This window comes from Streptomyces sp. NPDC025651, assembly GCF_055558735.1.
This window is the reverse complement of sequence record NZ_JBVHLZ010000002.1, coordinates 318,739-345,346: the sequence shown is the minus strand read 5'-3', so window position 1 is coordinate 345,346 and position 26,608 is coordinate 318,739. Positions and strand designations below refer to the sequence as shown.

At 71.9% G+C, this 26,608-nt stretch carries 20 protein-coding genes; 18 read left to right on the top strand and 2 right to left on the bottom strand.

Translation table 11 applies throughout. The features are described 5' to 3' along the window. Positions 1-10 precede the first annotated feature (10 nt). Positions 11-826, top strand: coding sequence for a Fic family protein (locus ACZ4D5_RS09515; protein ID WP_467771776.1), 816 nt, complete (start codon positions 11-13; stop codon positions 824-826). 436 nt (positions 827-1,262) lie between these two features. Here the strand turns inward: ACZ4D5_RS09515 and ACZ4D5_RS09510 are convergent, their stop codons facing one another. Beyond that, the gene (locus ACZ4D5_RS09510; protein WP_467771775.1) at positions 1,263-2,096 is read right to left on the bottom strand and encodes an HAD family hydrolase; all 834 of its coding nucleotides are present in this window, start codon (positions 2,094-2,096) and stop codon (positions 1,263-1,265) included. Between the two features lie 522 nt (positions 2,097-2,618). On the opposite strand from ACZ4D5_RS09510, the gene ssd reads away from it, so the two are divergent. The 7 genes from ssd (at position 2,619) to ACZ4D5_RS09475 (ending at position 7,602) form a co-directional block, all read left to right on the top strand. Then, on the top strand, positions 2,619-3,749 hold the full coding sequence (gene ssd, locus ACZ4D5_RS09505) for a septum site-determining protein Ssd (RefSeq protein ID WP_467771774.1): 1,131 nt from the start codon (positions 2,619-2,621) through the stop codon (positions 3,747-3,749). Beyond that, complete coding sequence (locus ACZ4D5_RS09500; RefSeq protein WP_467771773.1) at positions 3,746-4,921, top strand: TadA family conjugal transfer-associated ATPase; 1,176 nt, start codon at positions 3,746-3,748, stop codon at positions 4,919-4,921. The genes ssd and ACZ4D5_RS09500 overlap by 4 nt, the downstream gene beginning before the upstream one ends. Next, the gene (locus ACZ4D5_RS09495) at positions 4,918-5,775 is read left to right on the top strand and encodes a type II secretion system F family protein (RefSeq protein ID WP_467771772.1); all 858 of its coding nucleotides are present in this window, start codon (positions 4,918-4,920) and stop codon (positions 5,773-5,775) included. The genes ACZ4D5_RS09500 and ACZ4D5_RS09495 overlap by 4 nt, the downstream gene beginning before the upstream one ends. After that, the gene (locus ACZ4D5_RS09490; protein ID WP_467771771.1) at positions 5,772-6,560 is read left to right on the top strand and encodes a type II secretion system F family protein; all 789 of its coding nucleotides are present in this window, start codon (positions 5,772-5,774) and stop codon (positions 6,558-6,560) included. The genes ACZ4D5_RS09495 and ACZ4D5_RS09490 overlap by 4 nt, the downstream gene beginning before the upstream one ends. 91 nt (positions 6,561-6,651) lie before the next feature. Continuing rightward, positions 6,652-6,822, top strand: coding sequence for a DUF4244 domain-containing protein (locus tag ACZ4D5_RS09485; RefSeq protein WP_467771770.1), 171 nt, complete (start codon positions 6,652-6,654; stop codon positions 6,820-6,822). After that, positions 6,809-7,219: a TadE family type IV pilus minor pilin gene (locus ACZ4D5_RS09480; RefSeq protein WP_467771769.1), complete on the top strand. Its 411-nt coding sequence runs from the start codon at positions 6,809-6,811 to the stop codon at positions 7,217-7,219. The genes ACZ4D5_RS09485 and ACZ4D5_RS09480 overlap by 14 nt, the downstream gene beginning before the upstream one ends. A gap of 14 nt (positions 7,220-7,233) precedes the next feature. Further along, positions 7,234-7,602 (top strand): Rv3654c family TadE-like protein, encoded by a 369-nt coding sequence (locus ACZ4D5_RS09475; RefSeq protein WP_467771768.1) that lies wholly within the window; start codon positions 7,234-7,236, stop codon positions 7,600-7,602. 222 nt (positions 7,603-7,824) lie between these two features. Here the strand turns inward: ACZ4D5_RS09475 and ACZ4D5_RS09470 are convergent, their stop codons facing one another. Next, positions 7,825-10,275 carry a DEAD/DEAH box helicase gene (locus tag ACZ4D5_RS09470; protein ID WP_467771767.1) on the bottom strand — a complete coding sequence of 817 codons (2,451 nt, stop codon included), beginning with the start codon at positions 10,273-10,275 and terminating at the stop codon, positions 7,825-7,827. An 80-nt stretch (positions 10,276-10,355) separates the two neighbouring features. Between ACZ4D5_RS09470 and bldG the strand changes: the two genes are divergently transcribed. The 10 genes from bldG to ACZ4D5_RS09420 all read left to right on the top strand — a co-directional run bounded on the left by bldG (position 10,356) and on the right by ACZ4D5_RS09420 (position 26,572). After that, entirely contained in the window at positions 10,356-10,697 is a 342-nt protein-coding gene (gene bldG, locus ACZ4D5_RS09465; RefSeq protein ID WP_003975386.1) for an anti-sigma factor antagonist BldG, read from the top strand. Between the two features lie 133 nt (positions 10,698-10,830). Next, positions 10,831-11,271 (top strand): ATP-binding protein, encoded by a 441-nt coding sequence (locus ACZ4D5_RS09460; RefSeq protein WP_467771766.1) that lies wholly within the window; start codon positions 10,831-10,833, stop codon positions 11,269-11,271. Positions 11,272-11,541: 270 nt separating this feature from the next. Continuing rightward, complete coding sequence (locus ACZ4D5_RS09455; protein WP_467771765.1) at positions 11,542-13,944, top strand: sodium-translocating pyrophosphatase; 2,403 nt, start codon at positions 11,542-11,544, stop codon at positions 13,942-13,944. 249 nt (positions 13,945-14,193) lie between these two features. Next, a complete protein-coding gene (locus tag ACZ4D5_RS09450; RefSeq protein WP_467771764.1) occupies positions 14,194-14,778 on the top strand; it encodes a small secreted protein in 585 nt (194 codons plus the stop codon). 139 nt (positions 14,779-14,917) lie between these two features. After that, complete coding sequence (locus tag ACZ4D5_RS09445; RefSeq protein WP_467772259.1) at positions 14,918-16,441, top strand: DUF7059 domain-containing protein; 1,524 nt, start codon at positions 14,918-14,920, stop codon at positions 16,439-16,441. A gap of 260 nt (positions 16,442-16,701) precedes the next feature. Then, complete coding sequence (locus tag ACZ4D5_RS09440) at positions 16,702-16,899, top strand: hypothetical protein (RefSeq protein ID WP_467771763.1); 198 nt, start codon at positions 16,702-16,704, stop codon at positions 16,897-16,899. Between the two features lie 435 nt (positions 16,900-17,334). Then, entirely contained in the window at positions 17,335-20,178 is a 2,844-nt protein-coding gene (gene topA, locus ACZ4D5_RS09435) for a type I DNA topoisomerase (RefSeq protein ID WP_467771762.1), read from the top strand. Positions 20,179-20,315: 137 nt separating this feature from the next. Then, positions 20,316-23,471 carry a dTMP kinase gene (gene tmk / locus ACZ4D5_RS09430; RefSeq protein ID WP_467771761.1) on the top strand — a complete coding sequence of 1,052 codons (3,156 nt, stop codon included), beginning with the start codon at positions 20,316-20,318 and terminating at the stop codon, positions 23,469-23,471. Between the two features lie 198 nt (positions 23,472-23,669). Next, the gene (locus ACZ4D5_RS09425) at positions 23,670-24,875 is read left to right on the top strand and encodes a DNA polymerase III subunit delta' (RefSeq protein ID WP_467771760.1); all 1,206 of its coding nucleotides are present in this window, start codon (positions 23,670-23,672) and stop codon (positions 24,873-24,875) included. Positions 24,876-25,000: 125 nt separating this feature from the next. Beyond that, positions 25,001-26,572, top strand: a complete 1,572-nt coding sequence (locus tag ACZ4D5_RS09420) for an alpha/beta hydrolase (protein ID WP_467771759.1) — start codon at positions 25,001-25,003, stop codon at positions 26,570-26,572. The last annotated feature ends 36 nt before the right edge of the window (positions 26,573-26,608 follow it).

Below are 26,608 nucleotides of genomic sequence, written 5' to 3'. Positions count from 1 at the left end.
GCTCTTACTCATGAGTACGACAGCCGATCCGCTCGCCGCCCTCGGGGCGCTCCCCGGCGTGGCCGACTCCGTGGACTCCGTGCGCAAGGCCGTGGACCGGGTCTACGGGCACCGGATGATGCGCCGCCGCAGCAACGAGATCACCTCCGAGGCGGCCCTGCGCGGAGCCCGCGGCTCCGCGGCGCTGTCCGGTGCCGAGTGGGCGCTCGAAGAGGTGCGCAGGCGCAGCGACTTCAGCGGTGACGGCGAGGCGCGCACGGTCGGCGCGGCCCTGCGATTGACCGCTGAAGCCGGTCAACTCCTGTCGATCTGGCGGCAGTCACCGCTGCGCGTGCTCGCGCGTCTGCACCTGGTCGCCGCCGCCGACTCCACCGAGGGCGCGGGCCGTCCCCGCCTGGCGGGCGAGACCGTCGACGAGCCGCTGGTCGAGCTGCCGCTGCCGGACGCGGACGAGGTGGCGGGCCGTCTGGACGGCCTGGCGCAGCTGATCATCGCGGGCAGTTCGGCGCCGGCGCTCGTGATGGCGGCCGTGGTCCACGGCGAGCTGATCAGCCTGCGCCCCTTCGGCTCGTACAACGGTCTGGTCGCGCGGGCCGCCGAGCGCATCGTCCTGGTGGGCAGCGGACTCGACCCGAAGTCGATCTGCCCCGCGGAGGCGGGGTACGGAGAGCTGGGGCGTGCGGCCTACGTCGCGGCCCTCGACGGTTACGCCTCCGGCACGCCGGAGGGCATGGCGGCCTGGATCGCCCACTGCGGCAAGGCTGTTGAGCTCGGCGTCAGGGAGTCGACCGCGGTCTGCGAGGCGCTGCAGCGCGGCGCGGCCTGAGGGGCCCGTGGGCGTGGTCCGAAGGGGCCCGCAAAGGGTTGCGGCGGTACGGAATCCGTACCGCCGCTGGCATGTTCACCGGGTTACCAAGCGTCCTCGAAGTGTTGCCCATCAGGTCGGGAACATTGCCCGTCACCTGGTGCGGCTGGCCCGTAATCGACGGGTCGACGTCGCGTGGGTGCTCGATGTCCATGCTTCGGTCCGTGGGGCCTTGGTTGCGTTTAAAGGTGATCCTCTCGGATGTCCTTGGTCTCGCGGGCCGTTGAATCCTTTGTACTCCTGTCGTGGAGGAAGCGGAAGCCCTGGATGCACTTCTTTACTTTTAGGTTCAAACAGGAGCGAATCGGGCGCAGGGTTTCGGCCGCGGCGACGGGCGGTCTCCGGGCTTGCCGCGGGCGGGGTCGCGCCTGCCCGACAGGCCCGGCCGGCTCCCTGGTCAGCTCAGTGCCGCGCGGCGCCGGCTGGCGAGCCAGACGAGGCCCGCCGTGGCCGCGGCGGCGCCGACCGCGGCCGCCGCGACGAGGGCGGGCCGGGGCGGCACGGAGAGCGCGGGCAGGCGCTGCTTGAGCCGGACCGGGCGGTGGAAGTCGAGGATCGGCCACGCGCGCGTGAGGGCCTCGCGGCGCAGCGCGCGGTCGGGGTTGACCGCGAAGGGGTGCCCGACGGACTGGAGCATCGGCAGATCGGTCGCCGAGTCGCTGTAGGCGAAGCAGCGGTCGAGGTCGTACCCCTCGGACCGCGCGAGCTCCTTGATGGCCTCCGCCTTGGTGGGGCCGTAGGCGTAGTACTCCACCTCGCCCGTGAAGCAGCCGTCGTCGCCGACCACCATGCGGGTCGCCACCACCCGGTCGGCGCCCAGGAGTTCACCGATCGGCTCGACCACCTCGGCACCCGAGGTGGAGACGATGACGACGTCCCGGCCCGCGGCGTGGTGCTGCTCGATGAGGGACGCGGCCTCGTCGTAGATGATCGGGTCGATCAGGTCGTGCAGGGTCTCCGCGACGATCTCCTTGACCTGCTGCACGTTCCACCCGCGGCACAGTGCGGAGAGGTACTCGCGCATCCGCTCCATCTGGTCGTGGTCGGCGCCGCCCGCCAGGAAGACGAACTGCGCGTACGCGGTGCGCAGTACCGCTCTGCGGTTGATCAGGCCGCCTTGGTAGAACGACTTGCTGAAGGTGAGCGTGCTCGACTTCGCAATGACCGTCTTGTCCAGGTCAAAGAACGCGGCAGTGCGAGGCAAGGAGTGGTTTTCCACAAGCCCGAGCATAGGCGCCCACCATTCGGCGTAAGCTGAGGCGCGTGGGTTTGCCTGAGAAGGCTCTCGGGTACACCATGGAAGTCACGGATCGTTCGCGACCGTGCTAACCCGGTCTGGCTCCTCCCCCCCCGAGTCGGACCGTGGGGACGACCCCCGCTCTCCCCCCCGGCGGGGGTCGTCGCATGTCCGGATGGGTTTTTGAACCCTCCGCTGATCCTCTTTCGGCCCTCGGGCCCTTCTCTTCGCCGTCGAGGCGGTCTTGTGCTCTACCCAAGATCCGTCACTGTGTGTAGTCAACAGGCTGCTCTGTGGAAGTCGGCGTGAAGTCGACGGGATGTCACCGGTATGGGTGACGGGGATATTCACAGCCACCGCCTTGTCCACAGTAATTGACCAAGATCCACACGATTTACCGGTTCGCCGCACGCTGATTCCGCCCGTTCCGCTCGTGAAGTTCATGGCCGGATTGCTTTGTCCGGTTCTTCGCGGATGCGGGGCGCGGCATTCACAGGGGCTTGTGGTGAGAGGGGGATGGAGATCGTGGCCGGAGTCATTTCGCACGACAGGGCGGCGCCGTCCGACGGGCGGCAGGGCGGACCGCTGATCGTCACGGAGGACGTGGAGCTGCTGGATGACCTGCTGCGGCTGTGTGCCGCGGCGGGCGCGCTGCCCGAGGTGCATCACGGCGGACCAGGGCGTGGAGAGGGCTGGGACGCGGCCCCGCTCGTCCTGGTCGGGGACGACGCGGCGGACCGGGTGCGCGGTGCCGTGAGGCGGCGCGGGGTCGTGCTGGTTGGGCGGGATCAGGACGATCCCGGGGTCTGGCGGCGCGCGGTGGAGATCGGCGCCGACCATGTGCTGCTCCTGCCGGACGGCGAGCAGTGGCTCGTCGACCGCATCGCCGACGTGGCCGAGGGCGTGGGGCGCCCCGCGCTCACCGTCGGGGTCATCGGCGGCCGCGGCGGCGCCGGGGCCTCCACCCTGGCGTGCGCCCTCGCGGTGACGGCGGCGCGGGCGGGGCGGCGCACGATGCTCGTCGACGCGGACCCGCTGGGCGGCGGCCTCGACGTCCTCCTGGGCGGCGAAGCCGTGGACGGGCTCCGGTGGCCGGCCTTCGCCGCGTCGCGGGGCAGGGTCGGCGGCAGCGCGCTGGAGGAGTCGCTTCCGGAGCTGCACGCGCTGCGGGTCCTGAGCTGGGACAGGGGTGATGCGGTCACGGTCGCTCCGGAGGCCGTGCGGGCGGTCGTGGCCGCGGCCCGCAGGCGCGGCGGCGTGGTGGTCGTGGACCTGCCGCGCCGGGTGGACGAGGGCGTCGCCGAGGCGCTCGCGCAGGTGGATCTGGGGCTCCTGGTGGTGCCCCCGGAGCTGCGCGCGGTGGCGGGGGCACGGCGCGTCGCGTCGGCCGCGGGCTTGGTGCAGCGGGATCTGCGGGTGGTGGTCGCGGGAAGCGCCGGGCCCGGTGGCCCCGGCGGACTCGACCCGGAGGAGGTCGCCCGGCTGATCGGGCTTCCGCTGGTCGGCGAAGTCCCCTGGGAAGCGGGACTGTTGACGGCACAGGCCGCGGGGACGCCGCCCGGGGGAGCCGCGCGCGGGCCGCTGGCCCGGTTCTGCGCCGCCTTCTGGGACCGGCTGCCGGCCGACGCGGTGGGAGGGGGCGTATGAGCGCCGTGGTCGGGGCCCGGATGCTGGACGGGGTGCGCCAGTGGCTCGCGGAGAACGGCACGGAGCCGACCCCTGCCCGGGTCGCCGAGGCGCTGCGGGCGCAGGGCCGGGTCCTCGGGGACGCCGAAGTGCTGGGCGCTGCCGAGCAGTTGCGCTCCGAACTGGTCGGGGCGGGACCTCTGGAGCCACTGCTCGCGGACGCCTCGGTGACCGATGTGCTGGTCTGCGCGCCGGACCGGGTGTGGGTGGACAGGGGCGGCGGCCTGGAGCTCACGGGCGTCACGTTCAGGGACGCGGCCGCCGTGCGTCGGCTCGCCCAGCGCCTCGCGTCCGTGGCGGGACGGCGCCTCGACGACGCGCGCCCCTGGGTGGACGCACGCCTGCCGGACGGCACCCGCCTGCACGCGGTGCTGCCCCCGGTGGCCGTGGGCTCCACATGCCTCTCCCTGCGGGTCGTGCGGCCCCGGGCCTTCACACTCGCGGAGCTGACCGCCGCGGGGACGATCCCTCCGGGTGGTGACCGGGTGCTGAGGGCCCTGCTCGACGCCCGCCTGTCCTTCCTGATCAGCGGTGGGACGGGCAGCGGCAAGACGACTCTGCTGAGTGCGCTGCTCGGCCTGGTGGGACCCAAGGAACGGATCGTCCTGGCCGAGGACTCCGCGGAGTTGAGGCCCGAGCATCCCCATGTGGTGCGCCTGGAGTCCCGGCCGGTCAACCAGGAAGGGGCAGGGTTGGTCGGTCTGGACGATCTCGTGCGCCAAGCCCTGCGCATGCGGCCCGACCGGCTCGTGGTCGGCGAGGTGCGGGGCGCGGAGGTGGTGCATCTGCTGGCCGCGCTCAACACCGGTCACGAGGGCGGTTGCGGCACGGTGCATGCCAACGCCGCTGCGGACGTGCCCGCCCGCCTGGAGGCCCTGGGGACGGCTGCCGGGCTCGATCGGGCCGCGCTGCACAGCCAGTTGGCGGCCGCGCTGTCAGTGGTGATCCATCTCGTGCGCGACCGGGCGGGCCGCCGCCGGATCTCCGAGGTGCGGGTGCTGGAGCGGGCCGCTTCGGGCCTGGTCGTGACGGTGCCCGCGCTGCGCTGGGGCGAGACGGCCTTCACCCGGGAGCCGGGTTGGGAGCGCCTGAACTCCCTTCTTGACGGCGGGCCTTGGGGCGATGACTCATGAGTACGTCGATGTGGGCGGCGGCCGTGTGCGCGGGGAGCGCGGCCTGGTTGACGGTCGGACGCGGCCAGGAGACCCGGCGGGCACGAGCGGTGTTCGCAGCCGGTCTGCCGGAGGGGAGACGCGGCCGGTGCCGACCGTGGGTGATCGCGGCGGGGCGCGGGCGCCAGGAGTGGTGGTGCCTGGCAGCTGGTCTGGCGGTCGCGCTGCTGGGGGAGTCCGTGGTGCCGCTGATCGTGGGCGCGGCCGGTGTTCCGCTGGTCGCGCGGGTGCGGAGGGCCGGGGACGCGCGACGGGAGCGGGAGCGGCGCGGCGACGCGGTGATCGCCCTGTGCGGCACGCTCGCCGGCGAGGTGCGGGCGGGTCGGCAGCCGGGGGAGGCGCTGCGACTGGCCCTCGGCGAAGCGGTCGAGGCGGATGACGGCGGGACCGGTGCGACGCGGAGTGCGGTGCTGGCGGCGGCGCGGTTCGGCGGGGACGTGCCGGGGGCGCTGGGGGAGGCGGCGCGGCAGCCCGGGGCCCAGGGGCTGCTGGGGCTCGCGGCCTGCTGGCGGGTCGCGGTGGACCGGGGCGCGGGCCTCGCGGCGGGACTCGACCGACTGGAGGCCGCACTGCGCTCGGAGCGCGATCAACGCAACGATCTGCGGGCCCAGTTGGCGGGGGCCAAGTCGACGGCCGTGATGCTCGCGGGCCTGCCGGTGCTGGGTCTGCTGATGGGCAGCGCGCTGGGAGCGGAGCCGCTGCGGGTGCTGCTGCACACCGGAGCGGGGATCGGCTGCCTTGCGGTGGGCGGAGTGCTGGAGGGCGTCGGGGTGTGGTGGGCGCTGCGGATCGTGCGAGGGGCGGAGGGGCGATGAGCGTTGTCCACAGGCTGGGGGTGGTCGTGTGGGGAGCGGCGGCAGTGCTGTGGCTGGCGCTGACGGTGCTCGCGGCGCGGCGCGAAAGAGCGCTGCGGCGGCGAGCGGACCAGGCACTGAACGTGAAGGGACCACCCGCCAGAGGCGTGGCGCGACATCGGCATCGCTTCGCCGCAGCGCGCGCATGGCTGCTGGTGGCGGGCGCGGCGAGTGCGGCCTATGCCCTGGTGGGCGGAGTTCTTGGCCTCGCGGCGGGAGCGGTGACGGGGTACGCCGCGTGGCGGTACAGGGGGCGGACGAGCGGGGCCGCGAACGGGTCGGAGGGGAGGGCGGAAACAGAGGAAGCTGAGCGCCAACTCCCTTTGGCTGCAGATCTCTTGGCGGCATGCGTGGCTGCGGGCGCAAGCCCTGTGGCGGCCGCCCACGCGGTCGGAGAGTCCCTCAAGGGGCCGGTCGGCGAGCGCCTGGCGCAAGGGGCGGCGGAAGTGCGACTGGGCGGCGAACCGGCCGACGCATGGCGCCAGTTGGCCGCGATACCGGGTGCCGCGCCGCTGGCCCGGCTCCTGGAGCGGGCGGGCGAGTCCGGAGCGCCCGCGGCGGAACCGGTGGCACGCCTCGCCGTGGACGCACGGGCGGAGCGGCGCGGAGCGGCGACGGCTCGGGCGCGCAGGGCCGCGGTCCTGATGACGGCACCGGTGGGCCTGTGCTTCTTGCCGGCGTTCGTCACGGTCGGGGTGCTGCCGGTGGTGATTGGGCTGGCCGAGGGGCTCCTGAGCACGCTCTGAGGGCGTTCCGAGCGCGCTCTGAGCTCGTTCAGAGCTCGCTCAGAGCGCGACATTCAGCACGACAACTGACAGGAAAAACACGGGGGTTGGTATGCGACGACAGCGCATGAAGAAGGACGCCGGAATGGTGACGTCCGAGTACGCGATGGGGCTGATCGCGGCGGTGGGTTTCGCCGGGCTGCTCTACAAGGTGGTGACGAGCGGGCAGGTCAGGGCGGCGCTGCAGGCGGTCGTGGAGAAGGCGCTCGATGTCCCGTTCTGAGGTGCGGCGGGGGTGGTGCCCGAGAGGCCGATTCCGGGGCAGCGATGGTGGGTTCGTGACGGCGGAGGCGGCCGTGGTGCTGCCGACGCTGGTGCTGTTCACCATGGCGCTGCTCTGGACCCTGCTGGCCGCGTCCGCGCAGATCCAGTGCGTGGACGCGGCCAGGGCGGGGGCCCGCGCGGCGGCTCGGCAGGACCCGGACGCCGTGGCTGTGGCGGCGGCACGGCAGGCGGCGCCGCGCGGGGCGAGCGTCTCCGTGCGGCGCGAGGGCGACCTGGTGCGGGTGGAGGTGGCGGCGGACCCGCCGGGTGCGACGGCGTTGGGCCTCGGCCTCGGCCTGCGACTGCGGTCGGAGGCGGTGGCCTTGGCGGAGGAAACAGTGGGGGTGAGTCCATGAGGGGCGGAAAGTCCGTGAGGGGCGGAAAGTGGCGCCCGGCCGGCCGGGACCGAGGGGCGGCCACCGTGTGGGTGGTGGTCGTCATGGCCGTGCTGATGGTGTTCTGCGGCGCGGTGCTCGCCATGGCGCAGGTCGTCGTGGCCCGGCATCGGGCGGGCGGCGCGGCGGACTTGGCGGCGCTCGCCGCGGCGGACCGGTGGATGAGTGGTTCGGCGGCAGCGTGCGACGGAGCCGGGCGGGTGGCGCGGGCGCAGGGGGCGCGGCTTGTGCGGTGCGTGGTGCGGGGGCAGGTCTCCGAGGTCACGGCCACGGCGTCCGCGGGCCCCTTCGCGACCACGGTCAGGTCCCGCGCGGGTCCGGCGATGCCTTGGCCTGAGCGGTAGTTGGGCACGGTTGATCGGTGCTCGGGGGCTTCGGGCTGCGCCCACCCGTGCCGTCCCAGCGGCGCGGTTGTCCGCAGCAGGAGCGGCAAGAGGGAGGCTGAGGCGGCCTGTTGGGCGTGCACGAGACGCGAGGGGACGTGGAGGTATGTCCAAGCGGATCACTGCGCACAACGCTCACGCGAGCCTCACGCGAGCCGCGGCGACCAAGCCCCGCAACCCGCGCTACCCCGCCGCATCCCGTAGCAGCACAGAAAGGAGGCGGACCGCGCCCCGTTTGTGCAGAGGGTCGTTGCCGTTGCCGCACTTGGGGGACTGGATGCAGGAAGGGCAGCCGGCCTCGCACTCGCAGGAGGCGATGGCCTGGCGCGTGGCCGTCAGCCACTCCCGTGCCGTGTGGAAGGCCCGCTCGGCGAAGCCCGCCCCGCCGGGATGGCCGTCGTACACGAACACGGTCGGCAGGAGCGTGTCCGGGTGCAGCGGGACGGAGACGCCGCCGATGTCCCACCGGTCGCACGTCGCGAACAGCGGGAGCATGCCGATCGACGCGTGTTCCGCGGCGTGCAGGGCGCCGCCGAGGATCTCGGGATTCACGCGGGCGGCGTCGAGTTGGTCCTCGGTGACCGTCCACCAGACCGCGCGCGTACGGAGCGTGCGAGGAGGGAGTTCGAGCTTCGTCTCGCCGAGCACCTCGCCCGTGATGAGTTTCCTGCGGAGGAAGGAGACGACTTGGTTGGTGACTTCGACGGAGCCGTAGCAGAGCCGGCCCTCGCCCCAGGGGACCTCGACGTCCGTCTCCAGGATGGAGATCGCCGTGGTGTCGCGCGCGGTCGTGGAGTACGGCGGAGCGGCCTCCTCGACCAGGGCCACCGAGTCCTCCAGGTCGAGGTGGCGCACGAGATACGTACGCCCCTGGTGGAGGTGGACCGCGCCCTCGTGCACGGTGGTGTGCGCGGCGGACGCGTCGACGGTGCCGAGGAGTCGGCCCGTACCCTCCTCGACGATCTGCACGGGCTTCCCGCCCTCGCCGCGGATGTCGGTGAGGTCGGCGGCCCGCTCCCTGCGGGTCCAGTGCCAGGCCTTCGTCCGGCGGCGCAGCAGCTTCGCGGCCTCCAGCTGCGGGAGCAGTTCCTCGGCGGCGGGCCCGAAGAGGGCGAAGTCGTCCTCGACCAGCGGCAGTTCGGAGGCCGCCGCGCACAGGTGGGGCGCGAGGACGTACGGGTTGTCGGGGTCGAGGACCGTGGACTCCACGGGCTGCTGGAACAGCGCCTCGGGGTGGTGGACGAGATAGGTGTCCAGCGGGTCGTCACGGGCGACGAGGACGGCGAGGGCGCCCTGTCCGGAGCGGCCTGCCCGCCCCGCCTGCTGCCACAGGGAGGCGCGGGTGCCCGGGTAGCCGGCGATGACGACGGCGTCCAACCCCGAGACGTCCACGCCCAGTTCGAGGGCGGTCGTGGCGGCGAGGCCGAGGAGCTCGCCGGAGTGCAGGGCGCGTTCCAGGGCGCGGCGTTCCTCGGGGAGGTAGCCGCCGCGGTAGGCGGCGACGCGGCGGGCCAGGGAGCGGTCGACCTCGGCGAGGCGCTCCTGGGCGATCACCGAGATCAGCTCGGCGCCGCGCCGGGAGCGTACGAAGGCGACCGAGCGGACGCCCTGGACGGTCAGGTCGGTGAGGAGGTCGGCCGTCTCGGCGGTCGCCGTGCGGCGGACGGGGGCGCCCTTCTCGCCGTGGAGCTCGGTGAGAGGGGGTTCCCACAGGGCGAAGACGAGGTCGCCGCGGGGTGAGGCGTCGTCGGCGACCTCCTTCACGGGCAGACCGGTGAGGCGCTCCGCGGACACGGCCGGGTCGGCGGAGGTGGCGGAGGCGAGGAGGAAGACGGGCTCGGAGCCGTAGCGGGCGCAGAGGCGGCGCAGGCGGCGCAGGACCTGGGCGACGTGGGAGCCGAAGACGCCGCGGTAGGTGTGGCACTCGTCGATGACGACGTAGCGCAGGGCGCGCAGGAAGGAGGACCAGCGCGGGTGGGAGGGGAGTATCCCGCGGTGCAGCATGTCGGGGTTGGTCAGGACGTAATTGGCGTACTGACGCACCCACTCGCGTTCCTCGAAGGGGGTGTCGCCGTCGTACACGGCAGGGCGCACCGCGTTCCCGAGAGGGGCCGCGAGTTCGCGGACGGCGCGGCGCTGGTCGGCGGCGAGGGCCTTGGTCGGGGCCAGGTACAGCGCGGTGGTGCCGCGGCCGTTGGGCGCCTCGGAGCCGTCGAGGAGCGCGGAGAGGACGGGGGTGAGATAGGCCAGGGACTTGCCGGAGGCGGTGCCGGTGGCGACGACCACGGACTCCCCGTCCAGGGCGTGCTCGGCGGCCAGCGCCTGGTGGGCCCAGGGGTGCTCGATGCCCGCGGCCCGGACGGCGGATATGACCTCGGGCCGGATGCGGTCGGGCCAGACTGCATACCGAGCCTCACGTGGGGGCAAGTGCTCCGTATGAGTGACGCGCGATGCACGGCTCGGCCCCGCGGTGAGCCGGTCAAGGACCGTCCGCGGGGGCGTCTGTGCCGGGCGACCCGCAGTGGGTCCTCCGGGAGGGGAAAATTTGGCCATCGGCATCGAGTGTGTCACTGGCGGGATGGACAATGGTCCCAAGGCGTCGTGCACGCCTGCCGGTAAGTGATTGAATGCCATCGCGGCTGGCGATCCGTCCTGGGGGCTCTGCCGAGGTGTCCCGAGGGATGACCGCTCGATAGCAAGGTGCTGGAGGATCCGTGGACCTGTCCCTGTCGACCCGTACCGTCGGCGATCGTACGGTCGTCGAGGTCGGTGGCGAAATCGATGTATATACCGCGCCCAAGCTGCGCGAGCAGTTGGTCGAGTTGGTGAACGACGGCAGTTTCCACCTGGTCGTCGACATGGAGGGCGTGGACTTCCTCGACTCCACCGGGCTCGGCGTGCTGGTCGGCGGCCTGAAGCGCGTGCGTGCCCACGAGGGCTCGCTGCGCCTGGTCTGCAACCAGGAGCGCATTCTCAAGATCTTCCGTATCACCGGCCTGACCAAGGTGTTCCCCATTCACACCTCGGTCGAGGAAGCCGTCGCGGCCACCGACTGAGTGCCGGACCGCTGACTGCCGGCCGACAGGCCGGATGCCCCGGGCCCTCGGCCCGGGGCGGCAGTACAGCAGGGGACCGGGCCCTGGTGGGCCCGGCCCTCTGACAGCACGCGCGTATGTCCGAGGGGGATGCATGGCCACCGTTGAACTCCGCTTCAGCGCGCTGCCCGAGCACGTCAGGACCGCCCGCCTCGTGGCGGCCGCGGTCGCGCGCAGGGCCGGAGTGGACGAGGCCGTTCTCGACGAGGTCAGGCTCGCGGTCGGCGAGGCCTGCACGCGCGCCGTCGGACTGCACCAGAGCAGTGGGGTCACGGCGCCGGTGCGCGTCGCGCTGATCGAGGACGAGAAGCAGTTCTCCATCGAGGTCGGCGACGAAGCCCCCCGCGCGGCCCCCGGCGACCGGGTGCCCGGTGCGCGGGCCGGCGAGGGCGACGACCCGGAGGCCGAGGGCGAGGACGAGATGGGTCTCGCCGTCATCAGCGGACTCGTGGACGACGTGGAGGTCACCGCGGGCGAGTCCGGCGGCCTCATCCGCATGAGCTGGCCGACGACTCCGGCGACGCTCCTGCCCTGACCCCGGCGACGTACCGCAGGCCCTGTCACCACCTCGGTGAACAGGGCCTTTTATTTTTCCGATCATTAATTCTCGTAGATCGACGATCTCGCGCCGCGCTTCCGTCAACGGTTTTGAGGCATTACCGCTTTCGGGGTCAATCCGGCCGGGCGATCATTTGCTGAGAAGCAATCTCAGGTCAATTCCGTTTGTGGCGCTCTGTTTTGATCAGGTTCCGCTCCCTACAATCCGTCCACATCTTGAGCTCAGCCCAAGCGTCAAGGAGGACGAATGGCGGGGCTTTCTACCCCTCATCGGTTTGACCACCCCTCAACCTTCGCAGCCGCAGTGCTGACCGACGACAACCGCCTCATCGTGATGGTCATCGCGGCCGTCGCGCTCGCGGCGCTCGTCGTCGCCGGCGTACTCGTACGTCAGGTACTCGCGGCGGGCGAGGGCACCGACAGCATGAAGAAGATCGCGGCAGCGGTCCAGGAAGGCGCGAATGCCTATCTGGGACGGCAGTTGCGCACTCTCGGCGTATTCGCCGTCGTGGTGTTCTTCCTGCTCATGCTGCTGCCCGCGGACGACTGGAATCAACGCGCCGGACGATCGATCTTCTTCTTGATCGGAGCGGCGTTCTCGGCGACCACCGGCTATATCGGTATGTGGCTCGCCGTGCGCAGCAATGTGCGTGTGGCTGCCGCCGCCCGGGAGGCCACTCCGGCGGAAGGTGAACCTGAAAAGGATCTCACCGCCGTCTCGCACAAGGCCATGAAGATCGCTTTCCGCACGGGCGGCGTCGTCGGCATGTTCACGGTGGGGCTCGGTCTTCTGGGCGCCTCCTGTGTCGTGCTCGTCTACGCGGCCGACGCGCCGAAGGTCCTCGAGGGCTTCGGCCTCGGGGCCGCGCTGATCGCGATGTTCATGCGTGTCGGCGGCGGCATCTTCACCAAGGCCGCCGACGTCGGCGCCGACCTGGTCGGCAAGGTCGAGCAGGGCATTCCGGAGGACGATCCGCGCAATGCCGCGACCATCGCCGACAACGTGGGCGACAACGTCGGCGACTGCGCCGGTATGGCCGCCGACTTGTTCGAGTCGTACGCCGTCACGCTCGTCGCCGCGCTGATCCTCGGCAAGGTGGCGTTCGGCGACTCCGGTCTCGCCTTCCCGCTGATCGTCCCGGCCATCGGTGTCATCACCGCGATGATCGGCATCTTCGCGGTGGCGCCCCGACGCTCCGACCGCAGCGGCATGAGCGCCATCAACCGCGGCTTCTTCATCTCCGCGGTCATCTCGCTGGCACTCGTGGCCGTGGCCGTCTTCGTCTATCTCCCGTCCACGTACGCGGACTTGGACGGCGTCACCGACGCGGCGATCAAGGGCCACGACGGCGATCCGCGGATCCTCGCGGTCGTCGCCGTCGCCATCGGCATCGTCCTGGCCGCGCTGATCCAGCAGCTCACCGGCTACTTCACCGAGACCACCCGGCGTCCCGTCAAGGACATCGGCAAGACCTCGCTCACCGGCCCGGCCACCGTCGTCCTCGCCGGCATCTCGATCGGTCTCGAATCGGCCGTCTACACCGCGCTGTTGATCGGGCTCGGCGTGTACGGGGCGTTCCTGCTCGGCGGTACGTCGATCATGCTCGCGCTCTTCGCGGTGGCCCTCGCCGGTACGGGTCTGCTGACCACCGTCGGCGTCATCGTCGCCATGGACACCTTCGGTCCCGTCTCCGACAACGCGCAGGGCATCGCCGAGATGTCCGGCGACGTCGAGGGCGCGGGCGCGCAGGTGCTCACCGACCTGGACGCCGTCGGCAACACCACCAAGGCCATCACCAAGGGAATCGCCATCGCCACCGCGGTGCTCGCGGCGTCGGCGCTCTTCGGTTCGTACCGCGACGCCATCGCGGAAGCGGCCAAGGACGTGGGGGAGAAGCTCGGCGACGGGGCTCCGATGAACCTCGTCATGGACATCTCGCAGCCCAACAACCTGGTGGGCCTGGTCCTCGGCGCCGCGGTCGTCTTCCTCTTCTCGGGGCTCGCGATCAACGCGGTGTCGCGGTCGGCCGGTGCCGTGGTCTACGAGGTGCGGCGGCAGTTCCGCGAGAAGCCCGGGATCATGGACTACACCGAGAAGCCGGAGTACGGACGCGTCGTCGACATCTGCACCAAGGACGCGCTGCGCGAGCTGGCCACACCGGGTCTGCTCGCCGTGCTCACGCCGATCGCGGTCGGTTTCACACTCGGCGTCGGCGCGCTCGGCTCGTTCCTGGCGGGCGCGATCGGCACGGGCACGCTCATGGCGGTCTTCCTCGCCAACTCCGGTGGTGCCTGGGACAACGCGAAGAAGCTCGTCGAGGACGGCCACCACGGCGGCAAGGGCAGCGAGGCCCACGCCGCGACCGTCATCGGCGACACGGTCGGCGACCCGTTCAAGGACACCGCCGGTCCGGCCATCAACCCCCTGTTGAAGGTGATGAACCTGGTGGCGCTGCTCATCGCGCCCGCGGTCGTCAAGTTCAGCTACGGGGACGACGCCAGCGTGGGGATGCGGGTGCTGATCGCGGCGCTCTCCATCGCGGTCATCGTCGGCGCGGTCTACGTCTCCAAGCGGCGGGGCATCGCCGTCGAGGACGACGGCAACGCCGAGCGCGTGGCCAAGCCGGTCGATCCGGCCGTGGTCTCGTGACCCCGTAACTCCGGGTCGGGCTCTGCCCAGCACCGGGCTCTGCCCAGCACCGGGCTCTGCCCAACACACGGGCGGGTGGCGCTTTTTGAGGCGCCGTCCGCCCGTTCGTGTGTGCGGGAGATCCGTGAGCCTTCTCTCGCGCTTCTCGCCCTTCTGTCCCTTGGTGCAAATGGCTGCAATAGCGCTCGTATCGGACCTCCGGCATGCGGATGTAGCCCAGTTGGCGTGTAAGTTCCGGGGCCGAGAGCCATGGAAGGGACCAATCCGGTGAACAAGAAGCTTGCAGCCGCACTGTCCGGCGGTGCGGTACTGGTACTCGCGTTGTCAGGGTGCAGCGACGACGGCAACAAGAAGCTGGACGACTGGGCCAAGAAGGTCTGCGACTCCGTGCAGCCGCAGTCGAAGAAGATCGCGGACGCCAACGCCGCGATCCAGAAGGAGACCTCCGACAACAGCTCGCCGGCCGACGTCCAGAAGACCGACTCCAAGGCGTTCCAGGACATGTCCGACGCCTACAAGGCGATGGGCGCCGCCGTGAAGAGCGCGGGGGCTCCGCCGGTCGACGACGGGCAGAAGAAGACGGACGACGCCGTCAAGGAGCTCAACGCCATCTCCAAGTCGTACGAGGACCTGAAGAAGCAGGTCGACGGGTTGGACACGAAGAACCAGGCGGACTTCGCGGACGGGCTCAAGGACGTCGCGGGTGAGTTGGACAAGCTGAGCAAGAGCGGGAACGAGGCGTTGGAGAAGTTGCAGGAGGGGGAGGTCGGCAAGGCGATGAACAAGCAGGACAGCTGCAAGAGCGCTGCCGCTACGCCTTCCGGCAAGAGCTAGGTTTCTTCTTGCGTACGTTGCCCCGGGGCGCGGGTACTGCTCGCCTGCCCCGGGGCAACGTCGCGTCTGTCGGTGTCCGGCGGCTCCGGGCCGTGCCCGCCTGCCCCACAGCAGGAGCGGCCGGGTGCGGCGGGTCACAATGGAGAGCGTGAGTAACGCCAGCTTCCCCCTGCCCTCGTCCGATCGCGTCGACGTCGCCGCCTCCCTGCGGAGTGCTCTGCTTGCCGTCGACTTCACCGCCGACGGGCTGCTCGAACTGCTCGGGGCGCCCGCCTATGCCGCGCTCGCGCGCAGCGAGACCGTGCCCGCGCTGCGGGCCACGCGCGGGGACGGGGCCCTCGCCGCGCTCGTACGCCTCTTTCTGCTGCAGGAATCCGTGCCCCACGCGCGCGTGGCGGACGTTCTGCCCCTCGACGCTCTCCTGGAGAGCGGATGGCTGGTCGAGCGGGACGGTGAGCTGCGGGCGACCGTGGACGTGCGGCCGTACGGCGGGCCGAGCGGTGAGGACTGGTTCATCGTCTCCGACCTGGGCTGTGCGGTCGGCGGGGCCGGTGGCATCGGCAGCCATGAGGAGGGCGTCGTCCTCGGGGTCGGCGGGGCCTCCACGACGCTCGCCGGGGTCACGGTGCGCACGCCCGTCGCGAGCGCCCTCGACCTCGGCACCGGCTCCGGCATCCAGGCGCTGCACGCCGCGCAGCACGCCACGCGCGTGACCGCGACCGACCTCAACCCCCGGGCCCTGCGGTTCACCCGGCTCACCCTGGCCCTGTCCGGGGCCCCGGAGGCGGACCTGCGGGAGGGCTCGCTGTTCGAGCCGGTGGCGGACGAGACGTACGACCTGATCGTGTCGAACCCGCCCTTCGTGATCTCGCCGGGCGCCCGGCTCACCTACCGGGACGGCGGGATGGGCGGGGACGATCTGTGCCGCTCGCTCGTTCAGGAGGCGGGGGAGCGACTGAACGAAGGGGGGTACGCGCACTTCCTGGCCAACTGGCAGCACGTGGACGGCGAGGAGTGGCAGGACCGCCTGCGCTCCTGGGTGCCCCGTGGCTGCGACGCCTGGATCGTGCAGCGCGAGGTGCAGGACATCACGCAGTACGCCGAGCTGTGGCTGCGGGACGCGGGCGACCACCGCACGGACCCGGCCGAGTACGCGGCGCGGTACGAGGCATGGCTGGACGAGTTCGAGGCGCGGGGCACGCGCGCCGTCGGGTTCGGCTGGATCGCGCTGCGGAAGACCGGGGCCGCCGAGCCGTCCGTCACGATCGAGGAGTGGCCGCACCCCGTCGAGCAGCCGCTCGGCGAGACGGTGCGGGAGTTCTTCGAGCGGCAGGAGTATCTGCGGACGCACGACGACGCGGCGCTGCTTGCCGGGCACTTCAAGCTCGCCGACGAGGTCGTGCAGGAGCAGGTCGGACTGCCGGGCGCCGAGGACCCGGAGCACGTCGTGCTGCGCCAGAACCGCGGGATGCGGCGGGCCACCAAGGTGGACACGGTGGGCGCCGGATTCGCCGGGGTGTGCGACGGCTCACTGAGCGCCGGGCGGATCCTGGACGCCATCGCCCAACTGGTCGGGGAGGACCCGGTGTTGCTGCGGGACCGGACGCCCGCGCAGATCAGGCTCCTCGTGCGGCAGGGCTTCCTGCTGCCGGTCGCGGCGTAGATCTCGTACGTACGCCTCGACGTCGCGTGACGAGACGGGACGAGACGAGACGTGAAGAGGCGTGAAGAGGCGTGACGTGACGTGAAGAGACGTGAAGAGAGAGGCGAGTAGGGACGGCGGGGCAGGAAACCGGCCAACATCGCGAACCGGTTCGGGCGCGGCACAGGCAGGTCCCCCGTCGTTCACCCCGATTTCGCGCTCCCGATTCCCGTGCGTGTCAGCCTCCCCCGCAGGGGAACTCGGCACGGGGAGGCAACGCCATGGAGAGCGGACCGGCGATCTTCGCGGGGACGGTGTTCGCGCTGTTCGGCGCGGGGCTGCTGCTGTGGACCGGTGCGCGGGTCGCGCACCGCTCGCCCGTGGCCCAGGGTGTGAACCCCGTCGCATCGGCGACCCTCGCCACGCTCGCGGGCTCGGGCGCGCTGCTCCTCGGCGTGTGGTGCTTCACGCGACTGTGAACCGGCTGTGAGACGGCCGGGGGCCGACCGCGAACCGGCCGGGGGCGGACTGTGGTCGGCCGCCGCGGACCCGCTCCTTCCGGCTCGCGGACCCGCTCCTCTCGGCTCGCGGGGCCGTCTCCTCCCGGTGAGGGGGACCAGCTTGTTCCAGGAGGACGGACGATCGTCTTCCGGGGATCGCGCCGGTGCCGTCGGCCCGTGGGCCCCATGGGGCGCCGAAACAGCAGGTCGCCACTCCGGGCGGCAGAGATGGCGGTAGTCGGGTTACCGTTCGAGTGGCCGTTGCGGGCTTTTCCCGTTTGACACGGGGGCGGGATGTACCGTCACACTCCGCAGCGACAGCGCAACGCAAGCCATGCGAGCACTGCCACCGCACTGCCACGAGCATTGCCACCGCGCACTGCCACCGAGCGTCGACCGGAGAGAAGAGCGAAGTTGTCCCCGACCAGCGAGACCGCACAGGGCGGCCGCCGACTCGTCATCGTCGAGTCGCCTGCCAAGGCGAAGACGATCAAGAGCTACCTCGGCCCCGGCTACGTAGTCGAGGCCAGCGTCGGGCACATCCGTGACCTCCCCAACGGCGCCGCGGAGGTGCCCGAGAAGTACACCGGCGAGGTGCGCCGTCTCGGCGTGGACGTCGAACACGACTTCCAGCCGATCTACGTCGTCAACGCCGACAAGAAGGCGCAGGTCAAGAAGCTCAAGGACCTCCTGAAGGAGTCCGACGAACTCTTCCTCGCCACCGATGAGGACCGCGAGGGCGAAGCCATCGCGTGGCACCTCCTCGAGGTCCTGAAGCCCAAGGTCCCCGTCCACCGGATGGTCTTCCACGAGATCACCAAGGACGCGATCCGCAGCGCCGTCGCCAACCCGCGCGAGCTCAACAAGCGCATGGTCGACGCCCAGGAGACCCGCCGCATCCTCGACCGCCTGTACGGCTACGAGGTCTCGCCGGTGCTCTGGAAGAAGGTCATGCCGCGGCTGTCGGCGGGCCGCGTGCAGTCCGTGGCGACCCGGCTCGTCGTCGAGCGGGAGCGCGAGCGCATCGCCTTCCGCTCCGCCGAGTACTGGGACCTGACCGGCACCTTCGGCACGGGCCGCGCCGGTGACGCCTCCGACCCGTCGCAGCTGGTCGCCCGCCTCACCACGGTCGACGGCAAGCGCATCGCGCAGGGCCGCGACTTCAGCTCGCTCGGACAGCTGAAGCCCGGCAGCGCGAACACCCTCCACCTGGACGAGGCGAACGCCCGCGCGCTGGCCGCCGCCCTCCAGGACACGCACTTCTCCGTACGCTCCGTCGAGTCCAAGCCGTACCGCCGCTCGCCGTACGCGCCCTTCCGTACGACGACGATGCAGCAGGAGGCGAGCCGCAAGCTCGGCTTCGGCGCGAAGGCCACCATGCAGGTGGCCCAGAAGCTGTACGAGAACGGCTTCATCACCTACATGCGTACGGACTCCACGACCCTCTCGGACACGGCGGTCGCGGCCGCCCGTGCCCAGGTCACGCAGCTCTACGGCAGCGACTACCTGCCGGACAAGCCGCGCACGTACGCGGGCAAGGTCAAGAACGCGCAGGAGGCGCACGAGGCCATCCGTCCCTCGGGTGATCGTTTCCGCACGCCCGCGGAGACCGGCCTGACCGGCGACCAGTTCCGGCTCTACGAACTGATCTGGAAGCGGACCGTCGCCTCCCAGATGAAGGACGCGACGGGCAACTCCGTCACGGTCAAGATCGGTGGCCGTGCCTCCGACGGCCGCGACGCCGAGTTCAGCGCGTCCGGCAAGACCATCACCTTCCACGGCTTCCTCAAGGCGTACGTCGAGGGCGCCGACGACCCGAACGCCGAGCTGGACGACCGCGAGCGCAGGCTCCCGCAGGTCAACGAGGGCGACGCGCTCTCCGCCGACGAGATCTCCGTCGACGGCCACGCGACCAAGCCCCCGGCCCGCTACACCGAGGCCTCGCTGGTCAAGGAGCTGGAAGAGCGCGAGATCGGCCGCCCCTCGACGTACGCGTCGATCATCGGCACGATCCTGGACCGCGGCTACGTCTTCAAGAAGGGCACGGCGCTCGTGCCCTCCTTCCTGAGCTTCGCCGTGGTGAACCTGCTGGAGAAGCACTTCGGCCGGCTCGTCGACTACAGCTTCACCGCCAAGATGGAGGACGACCTCGACCGCATCGCGCGCGGCGAGGCGCAGGCCGTGCCGTGGCTGAAGCGCTTCTACTTCGGCGAGGGTGAGGGCGAGGGCTCCTCAGGCGCCGCCGACGCGGGCAACGGCGACGGCGACCACCTCGGCGGCCTCAAGGAGCTCGTCACCGACCTGGGCGCCATCGATGCCCGCGAGGTGTCGTCGTTCCCCGTCGGCAACGACATCGTGCTGCGCGTCGGGCGCTACGGCCCCTACATCGAGCGGGGCGAGCGCGACGCCGAGAACCACCAGCGCGCGGACGTCCCCGACGACCTGGCGCCGGACGAGCTGACCGTCGAGTACGCGGAGGAGCTGCTCGCCAAGCCGAGCGGCGACTTCGAACTCGGCGCCGACCCGGAGACCGGCCGCCAGATCATCGCCAAGGACGGGCGCTACGGCCCCTACGTCACCGAGGTGCTCCCCGAGGGCACCCCGAAGACCGGCAAGAACGCGGTCAAGCCGCGTACGGCCTCGCTCTTCAAGTCGATGTCCCTCGACACGGTCACCCTTGCGGACGCCCTGAAGCTGATGTCCCTGCCGCGCGTGGTCGGGACGGACGCCGAAGGCGTCGAGATCACCGCGCAGAACGGGCGGTACGGGCCGTACCTGAAGAAGGGCACGGACTCCCGGTCGATCGACACCGAGGAGCAGCTCTTCACCATCACGCTGGAAGAGGCCCTGGAGATCTACTCCAAGCCCAAGCAGCGGGGGCGTGCGGCCGCGAAGCCGCCGCTGAAGGAGCTGGGCGAGGACCCGGTCAGCGGGAAGCCGGTCGTCGTCAAGGACGGGCGCTTCGGGGCGTACGTGACCGACGGCGAGACCAACGCGACGCTGCGGGCGGCGGACTCCGTGGAGGAGATCACCCCGGAGCGGGGCTTCGAGCTGCTCGCGGAGAAGCGGGCGAAGGGGCCTGCGAAGAAGACGGCCAAGAAGGCCGCGAAGAAGGCGCCGGCGAAGAAGGCTGCCGCCAAGAAGACGGCGGCCAAGAAGACCACTGCCGCGAAGAAGACCACCGCCAAGAAGACGACCGCCAAGAAGACCACTGCCAAGAAGGCGGCCGCTTCTAAGGGTGCTGCTTCGGAGGAGTGACGTCTTCGTTGCCGGGTGCCTTGTTCTTGGAAGGGTGCCCGGCAGTGGGCGTTGTGCCCACCACGGGGACGGCTTCCGGACGGTCGTTTGTTCGGGTGGTTCCACTAGGACGCTGTCCGTCCAGATAGGCTGGACGGATGACGCGTGCCGAGCAGCCAACGGCCGGAAATCCGGCCCCCGACGACGCCCTGGTCGCAGATTCCCGAGAGCGCGCCGTTCGCGCCTTGCTGCGTGTGCCGCAGCTGAAGAGGCTGTGGAGCGCCCAGCTCGTCGGCAGTGTCGGCGACGCCCTCGCACTGCTCGTCCTGGTGATCCTCGCGCTCCAGTCGGCCATCGTCGAAGGGGCCTTCGGAGGCGGCTATCGGGGCGTGGCCTTCGCCGTCACCGCCGTCTTCGGAGCACGCGTTCTCGCGACGCTGCTCTTCGGAGCGGTGCTCCTCGGACCGCTCACCTCCCTCACCTCTCCGGACGGTCCGCTCGACCGCCGCTGGACCATGGTCGGGGCGGACGGCGTGCGCGCCGCACTCCTTGTCGTCGCGCCGCTGTGGATCGACTGGACCCCGGACAACGCCCTCGCGGTGATCCTGGTGACGTCCTTCGTCGTCGGCGTCGCCGAGCGGTTCTGGACGGTCGCCCGGGAGAGCGCGGCGCCCGCGCTGCTGCCCGCGCCGCCCCTGGAGGGCGCGACGGTGCGGCCGCTGCCGGACCACATGGACGCGCTGCGGCGCCTGTCCCTGCGTACGGGATTCCTGGCGCTGCCCATCGCGGCCGCCGCGCTCGTCGGCATCACGCTCGTCGGCAACCTCCTGGGCGCCGGGCTCGACTGGTTCTCGCTGCACCAGGCGGGGCTCGCCTCGTTCGTCGCGGCCGGGCTCTTCGCCGCGTCCCTTTCGATCGTCTACTTCCTCGAACTTCCCGCCGCCCAGACGCCACGCGCGCGTAGCCCGCTCGAAGGGCTGCGCAGGCCGCGCACCGGGACCGGCACCGACAAGGGCCGCACCGGCGCCATCCCGCTCTTCGTCGCGGCCTGTGCCGCGGTCGCCGTGGCCGTCGCGGCCGCGGTCGCCGTCGCCGTGCTGCACGCCAAGGACCTGGGCGGCGGTCCCGTCACGTACGGCCTGATCGTCCTCGCGCTGACCGGCGGCACCGCCGTCGGCATCCGTACCGCGCCGTCCCTGCTGCCCTCGCTGTCGCGCCGTCGGCTGCTCGCGCTCGCCATCGCCCTCACCGGAGTGGCGCTGCTCGCCGCGGGCCTCGTGCCCGACGTGACGACCGTGCTGCTGCTCCTGGCCCTCGCCGGGGTCTGCGCGGGCGTCGCCGCGAACACCGGGCACGCGCTGCTCGACCAGGAGGTCGAGGACTACCGCAGGGCCCGTACGACCGAGCACCTGCAGGCTGTCGTACGACTGTGTGTCGCGCTCGCCGCGCTCGTGGCCCCGGTGGTCGCCGCCGCGATCGGGCCGCACCGCATGGTCAACGGCAAGTTCGTCTTCGACCACGGAGGCGCCGCCTTCACGCTGATGCTGGTCGGCGCGCTGCTCCTGCCGGTGGCCGCGCTGGTCCTCGCCAAGGCCGACGACCGGCAGGGCGTACCGCTGCGGCACGACCTGCTCGACGCGCTGCGCGGCGGTGACGACCCGGTGCAGGCGCCCTGCGCCACCGGCTTCTTCATCGCCCTGGAGGGCGGCGACGGCGCCGGCAAGTCGACGCAGGCCGAGGCGCTCGCCGAGTGGATCCGCGCCAAGGGGCACGAGGTCGTCGTCACGCGCGAGCCCGGGGCCACGCCCGTCGGCAAGCGGCTGCGGTCGATCCTTCTCGACGTGTCGTCGGCCGGTCTCTCGCACCGCGCCGAGGCGCTGCTGTACGCCGCCGACCGGGCCGAGCACGTCGACACGGTCGTACGGCCCGCCCTGGAGCGCGGCGCCGTCGTCATCTCCGACCGCTACATCGACTCGTCCGTCGCCTACCAGGGCGCCGGACGCGACCTGTCGCCGACCGAGGTCGCCCGCATCAACCGCTGGGCGACCGGAGGTCTCGTACCGAATCTGACGTGCCTGCTCGACGTGTCGCCCGAGGCCGCGCGCGAGCGGTTCACGGAGGCGCCCGACCGGCTTGAGTCGGAGCCCGCCGAGTTCCACGCGCGCGTGCGCTCCGGTTTCCTCACGCTCGCCGCCGCCGACCCGGGGCGCTACCTGATCGTCGACGCCTCCCAGGAGCCGGAGGCGGTCACGACCGTGATCCGGCACCGGCTCGACGTGGTCCTTCCGCTCTCCGAGGCCGAGATCAAGGCGCAGGAGGAGGCCCGCAAGGCCGCCGAGGAGGAGGCGCGGCGCAAGGCCGAGGAGGAGGCCGCCCGCAAGGCCGAGGAGGAGCGCCTGGAGCGCGAGCGCCAGGAGCAGCTCGCCAAGCTCCGTGCCGAGGAGGAGGAGCGCAAGCGGCGCGAGCTGGAGGAGGCCCAGCGCCGCGAGGCCGAGCGGCAGGCCGAGGAGGCCAGGCAGCGCGCCGAGGAGGCGAAGCGCCGTGCCGAGGAGGAGCAGGCCAGGCTCCTCGCCGAGGAGAAGGTCCGCAAGGCCGAGGAGGAGCGGCGCCGCAGGGAGGCCGAGGAAGAGGCGCGGCTGCGGGCCGAGGCGGAGGAGCGGCGGCTCGAGAAGCAGCGCAAGGCGGAGGAGGCCCTGTTGCGGGCCGAGGAGGCGCGTCGTCTCGCGGCGGCTTCGGCGGCTGCGGCCGCGGCGGCTTCGAAGCCCGTGGCTCCGCCGGCTCCGGCGCCTGCTCCTGCGGCTCCGGCTTCCGATGTGACGGATGCGTCGAATGCAGCGGATGCGTCGGATGTGGCGGATGTGCCTGTTGTGCCGGACAACGAGACCACCGTGCCCACGCCGGTGGTGAAGCCGTCGTCCGGTCCCGCCGACGAGACGGCCGTGCTGCCGCAGGTCCCGGCCGACGGTTCCGCGGCGGACGAGACGGCGGTCCTGCCGAAGCCGCCCGTGCCCTCGGGTGCCGCGGACGAGACGGCCGTGCTGCCGCCCGTGCGGGAGGACAAGGTTCCGCCGGGGTACTTCCGGGACGAGCGCCCGGCGGCCGCGCCTGCGCCTTCGCCCGACGGTTCCGACGACCGGACCCGGGAGCTGCCTCAGGTCGACGAGCAGGGCGTGCCGCGGCGGCCCCGTTCCGACTGGGCCGAGGAGACGCCGCTGGACGACCTGCCGTCGCTGGCGGACGAACTGCTCGGCTCGCACGAGGACGACGACGATGACCGGGGCGGACGGGGACGCCGGGGCCGTAAGGGCCGCTGAGGCCGCTGAGGTCACGGAGGCCGTGGAGTCGTGGAGCCGTGGGGACTGTGGGGTCCGTGGGGGCCGTGCAGGCCGCCGGGCCTCGCCGACCGGGCGACCGGGCGACCGGGCGACCGGACGGGATTGTCAGAGGCGTCCGCCACAATGGGCAGTTCCGGTGGCGGGCAGGAACAGAGCGCAGCGTAAGGCGGTGACCCCATGAGCGTGTGGGACGACCTGGTGGGGCAGGAGCGGGTCGGCGAGCAGCTGGGGGCCGCTGCCCGGGACGCCGACGCGCTGGTGACGGCGGCCGCCGCGGACACCCCGCCGCCGGAGTCGTCGAAGATGACGCACGCCTGGCTGTTCACGGGCCCGCCCGGCTCCGGGCGGGACACCGCCGCGCGCGCCTTCGCCGCCGCCCTGCAGTGCACGAGCCCGGACCGCGCGCTCGGCGGCGCCCCCGGCTGCGGCTTCTGCGACGGCTGCCACACCAGCCTGGTCGGCACGCACGCCGACGTGGAAGTGGTGCGCACGGACCTGCTCTCCATCGGTGTGAAGGAGACCCGCGACCTCGTGCGGCGGGCCCAGCTCTCGCCCGCCGGCGGCCGGTGGCAGGTCATCGTCCTGGAGGACGCCGACCGCCTCACCGAAGGCGCGGGGAACGTCCTGCTGAAGGCCGTCGAGGAGCCCGCCCCGCGCACCGTGTGGCTGCTCTGCGCGCCCTCCCTGGAGGACGTGCTGCCGACGATCCGCTCCCGCTGCCGGCACCTGACGTTGCGTACGCCTCCGGTGGACGCGGTCGCCGACGTACTCGTACGCAGAGACGGCATCGAGCCGGACGTCGCGGCGGCCGCGGCGCGCGCCACACAGGGGCACATCGACCGTGCCCGGCGCCTCGCGACCGACCCACGCGCGCGTGAGCGCAGGGCCGCCGTCCTGAAGCTGCCGCTGCGGGTGGAGGAGATCGGCGGCTGCCTCAAGGCCGCGCAGGAACTGATCGACACGGCGACGGAGGACGCGAAGCAGGTCGCCGAGGAGGTCGACACCAAGGAGACCGAGGAGCTCAAGGCGGCGCTCGGCGCGGCGCAGGGCGGCCGGATGCCGCGCGGCACCGCGGGCGTCATGAAGGACCTGGAGGACAAGCAGAAGCGCCGCAGGACGCGTACGCAGCGCGACAGCCTCGACCTGGCGCTCACCGATCTGACCGGGCTCTACAGGGACGTCCTTGCCCTGCAGCTGGGTTCGCAGGTCGCCATCGCCAACACCGAGGTGCAGGACATGCTGCAGCGCCTGGCCCTCGGCTCCTCGCCCGAGTCGACGCTGCGCCGCATCGAGGCGATCGGCGCCTGCCGCACCGCCCTGGACCGCAATGTGGCGCCGCTGCTCGCGGTGGAGGCGATGACGGTGGCGCTGCGGTCGGGGTGATCGGCCGCCGCCCTGGTGAACGGCCGCCGTCCTGGTGAACGGCCGCCGTCCTGTGGTCGATTGACGGTGTCACCCGTACGAGTACCGCGAGTGAACGATCCATCTCGGAGAGTTAGTCTCGCGTGATGGACATCAGCCGTCGCGCCCGTCGCAGCCGTCTCCTCTCTTTCCGTACATGCGGCACGCTGTTCGTGACCGCAGGGCTGCTCATCTCCGGCTGCTCTTCGGGGAGTTCGACGGCGGACGCCTCCATGGCCGCGCTGCCCCGCTCGACGCCCGCGGAGCTCGCTCCGTACTACGGGCAGAAGCTGAGCTGGCACGAGTGCGGCGTCCCCGGCTTCGAGTGCGCCTCGATGAAGGTCCCGCTCGACTACGCCGAGTCCACCGCCGGCGACATCAAGCTGGCGGTGGCCCGCAAGCAGGCCACCAAGAAGAGCGGTCGCATCGGCTCGCTCCTGGTCAACCCCGGCGGGCCCGGCGGCTCGGCGATCGGCTACCTCCAGTCGTACGCGGCTCTCGGCTACCCCGAAGAGGTCCGTGCCGGCTACGACATGGTGGCCGTCGACCCGCGCGGCGTGGCCCGCAGCGAGCCCGTCACCTGCCTCGACGGCAAGCGGATGGACGCGTACACGCAGACCGACGTCACCCCCGATGACCGGGGCGAGGCCAAGAAGCTGAGTACCGCCTTCGAGGGGTTCGCGGAGGGCTGCGAGTCGCGGTCGGCGACGGTCCTGCCGCATGTCTCGACGGTCGAGGCGGCCCGTGACATGGACGTCCTGCGGGCGGTGCTCGGCGACGAGAAGCTGTCGTACGTCGGGGCCTCGTACGGCACGTTCCTCGGCGCGACGTACGCCGGGCTCTACCCGGAGCGCGTGGGCCGCCTCGTCCTGGACGGCGCGATGGACCCGTCCCTGTCCGCGCGCCGCATGAACCGCGACCAGACCGCCGGCTTCGAGACGGCGTTCCGGTCCTTCGCGAAGGACTGCGTGGCGCGCGGCGCGGAGTGCCCGCTGGGCTCCGGGAGCCCCGAGGACGCGGGCAGGCGGCTGAAGTCCTTCTTCCGCGACCTGGACGGAAAGCCTCTGTCCGCCTCCGACACCTCCGGCCGCAAGCTCGGCGAGGCGCTCGCCACGACGGGCGTGATCGCCGCGATGTACGACGAGGGGGCGTGGCCGCAGCTGCGCGACGCGCTGGCCTCGGCGATCAAGGACAAGGACGGCGCGGGCCTGCTGGCCCTCTCCGACAGCTACTACGAGCGGGACGGCGACGGCTCGTACGCGAACCTCATGTTCGCCAACGCGGCCGTGAACTGCCTGGACCTGCCGCCCGCCTTCACCTCCCCGGACGAGGTCGAGAAGGCGCTGCCCGAGTTCGAGAAGGCCTCCCCTGTCTTCGGCGAGGGCCTGGCCTGGTCGTCGCTGAACTGCGCGTACTGGCCGGTGGAGGCCACGGGCGGCCCTCACCGCATCGAAGCGGAGGGGGCGGCCCCGATCGTGGTCGTCGGCACGACCCGCGACCCCGCCACCCCCTACCGCTGGGCGAAGGCCCTGGCCTCCCAGCTCTCCTCGGGCCGCCTCCTCACCTACGAGGGCGACGGCCACACGGCGTACGGCCGCGGCAGCGAGTGCGTCGACTCGACGATCAACGCCTACCTCCTGAAGGGCACCGCTCCCGAGGACGGAAAGCGCTGCTCATAGGGGGTGCGGGCGGAATCTCGGCCCGCCCGGGGGCCG

Excerpts from the sequence above, each read along its gene's own strand:
- ACZ4D5_RS09480 (WP_467771769.1), top strand. The coding sequence starts at position 6,809 with ATGTCCCGTTCTGAGGTGCGGCGGGGGTGGTGCCCGAGAGGCCGATTC.
- ACZ4D5_RS09425 (WP_467771760.1), top strand. The coding sequence starts at position 23,670 with ATGAGCGTGTGGGACGACCTGGTGGGGCAGGAGCGGGTCGGCGAGCAG.
- ACZ4D5_RS09485 (WP_467771770.1), top strand. The coding sequence starts at position 6,652 with ATGCGACGACAGCGCATGAAGAAGGACGCCGGAATGGTGACGTCCGAG.
- ACZ4D5_RS09450 (WP_467771764.1), top strand. The coding sequence starts at position 14,194 with ATGGAAGGGACCAATCCGGTGAACAAGAAGCTTGCAGCCGCACTGTCC.
- ACZ4D5_RS09500 (WP_467771773.1), top strand. The coding sequence starts at position 3,746 with ATGAGCGCCGTGGTCGGGGCCCGGATGCTGGACGGGGTGCGCCAGTGG.
- ACZ4D5_RS09470 (WP_467771767.1), bottom strand. The coding sequence starts at position 10,275 with ATGGCATTCAATCACTTACCGGCAGGCGTGCACGACGCCTTGGGACCA.
- tmk (WP_467771761.1), top strand. The coding sequence starts at position 20,316 with ATGACGCGTGCCGAGCAGCCAACGGCCGGAAATCCGGCCCCCGACGAC.
- ACZ4D5_RS09510 (WP_467771775.1), bottom strand. The coding sequence starts at position 2,096 with ATGCTCGGGCTTGTGGAAAACCACTCCTTGCCTCGCACTGCCGCGTTC.
- ACZ4D5_RS09460 (WP_467771766.1), top strand. The coding sequence starts at position 10,831 with ATGGCCACCGTTGAACTCCGCTTCAGCGCGCTGCCCGAGCACGTCAGG.
- ACZ4D5_RS09495 (WP_467771772.1), top strand. The coding sequence starts at position 4,918 with ATGAGTACGTCGATGTGGGCGGCGGCCGTGTGCGCGGGGAGCGCGGCC.
- ACZ4D5_RS09420 (WP_467771759.1), top strand. The coding sequence starts at position 25,001 with ATGGACATCAGCCGTCGCGCCCGTCGCAGCCGTCTCCTCTCTTTCCGT.
- ACZ4D5_RS09440 (WP_467771763.1), top strand. The coding sequence starts at position 16,702 with ATGGAGAGCGGACCGGCGATCTTCGCGGGGACGGTGTTCGCGCTGTTC.
- ssd (WP_467771774.1), top strand. The coding sequence starts at position 2,619 with ATGGAGATCGTGGCCGGAGTCATTTCGCACGACAGGGCGGCGCCGTCC.
- ACZ4D5_RS09490 (WP_467771771.1), top strand. The coding sequence starts at position 5,772 with ATGAGCGTTGTCCACAGGCTGGGGGTGGTCGTGTGGGGAGCGGCGGCA.
- ACZ4D5_RS09455 (WP_467771765.1), top strand. The coding sequence starts at position 11,542 with ATGGCGGGGCTTTCTACCCCTCATCGGTTTGACCACCCCTCAACCTTC.
- ACZ4D5_RS09445 (WP_467772259.1), top strand. The coding sequence starts at position 14,918 with ATGGAGAGCGTGAGTAACGCCAGCTTCCCCCTGCCCTCGTCCGATCGC.
- ACZ4D5_RS09515 (WP_467771776.1), top strand. The coding sequence starts at position 11 with ATGAGTACGACAGCCGATCCGCTCGCCGCCCTCGGGGCGCTCCCCGGC.